The following is a 1,183-nucleotide window of genomic DNA, read 5'->3' on the forward strand; positions in this document are numbered from 1 at the left end:
TCATGACCACCAACACCAATAGGGCTAATTTGGTCTTTAAAGGGATAATAATATGGCGCACCACCTGTATTACCGCCGCCGTTATCACCGCCACCAGTTTCGCCACTACCGCCACCGCCAAGGGTACACTCGCCGCCTGTCGTCTCAATAGGCCCCTTGGTGCCCGAAGCAGGCACCTCAACGCAGACACCAGGACAAGCCACCTCGCAGCCTCCCAGGCTGGACGTCTCCCATTTCACGCAGTAAGGCAGCTCAGTGCTAATTGGTACACTGGACAGCTTGAGCCCTGCCGGACAGCTCGCAAACGCCCCCAGCGGTACCAGGAACAGCAGATAAAGCACTCTCACGCGACCCCCAATAAAAAAGGCGACCGAAGCCGCCTTGTGTCATATGGAAAACGTTGCCCTGTAACCTTCAACAAAGAACAGGAACCATAGCGTCCCAATGAGCAAAGACACGATTAGGCTTTGCGCATCAGGCCGATCAGGATGACGACGCCGACAACAGTCGCCACCACCAACATGACTTTCGGCGCGGTCGCATCCACATCGGATTTAGCGGTATCGAGAGCCGCAGCAGCAGCGGCCGCAGCAGCACTGCCACCTTCTGCATTTGCAGCCATGGCCGCCATAGAACAGCTCAAAGCGATACAGCCATTACGGAAATAGTTTTGCATACTCGTTCATCCTCTTTTTGCACCTACAATAACACGGGCAATTGCGCCCACTTTTAAACCCAAAGCCCACATAACAATCCCAGAGCTAAAGGCAATTCCCACATCCGCTATATCAAATTGAAACCAATTAGATATATCGGTGAGCTTGGTATGCTCCTGGACAGTCAGGAGCACGTAATTACAAGAATCCCCCTCTGAAAGGCGGGTGTATCCTTCGGAGGTAATATCCAGGCAAATCATTATTGCGCCCTCGTCGTCGGTCGCTGCGCGCCCTCGCTCCTCCTCCTCGTTGCGCGCCTATTAAAGCGGCTTTTTAGAGGCTTGGTAGCCAACAACAACGTTGCGGGTCGGATTCTGGGGATCGGCTTCCAGAATAAGGTCAATCGCCACCAACTTGGGGCAATCAGCCATTTCCTTGATAGTCGGCGCATCATTGCGCAGGGACAACTGGCGAACCTCATAGCCCCAGGAGTTGATATTGCACTCCGGCTTGTTGACGTTGTTTGC

Annotated in this window: 1 protein-coding gene and 1 pseudogene; both read right to left on the reverse strand. The window is 53.7% G+C overall.

Annotated elements, in window-relative coordinates; genetic code table 11:
• Nucleotides 1-460: 460 nt before the first annotated feature.
• Nucleotides 461-676 (reverse strand): Flexible pilin, encoded by a 216-nt coding sequence (locus ACB037_RS21240; protein WP_151027399.1) that lies wholly within the window; start codon nt 674-676, stop codon nt 461-463.
• Between the two features lie 300 nt (nt 677-976).
• Nucleotides 977-1,183, reverse strand: a pseudogene (locus ACB037_RS21245) (hypothetical protein); the annotation flags it as partial.

It is taken from the genome of Aeromonas sp. S19(2024) (assembly GCF_041402625.1).
Lineage (GTDB): Bacteria > Pseudomonadota > Gammaproteobacteria > Enterobacterales > Aeromonadaceae > Aeromonas > Aeromonas caviae.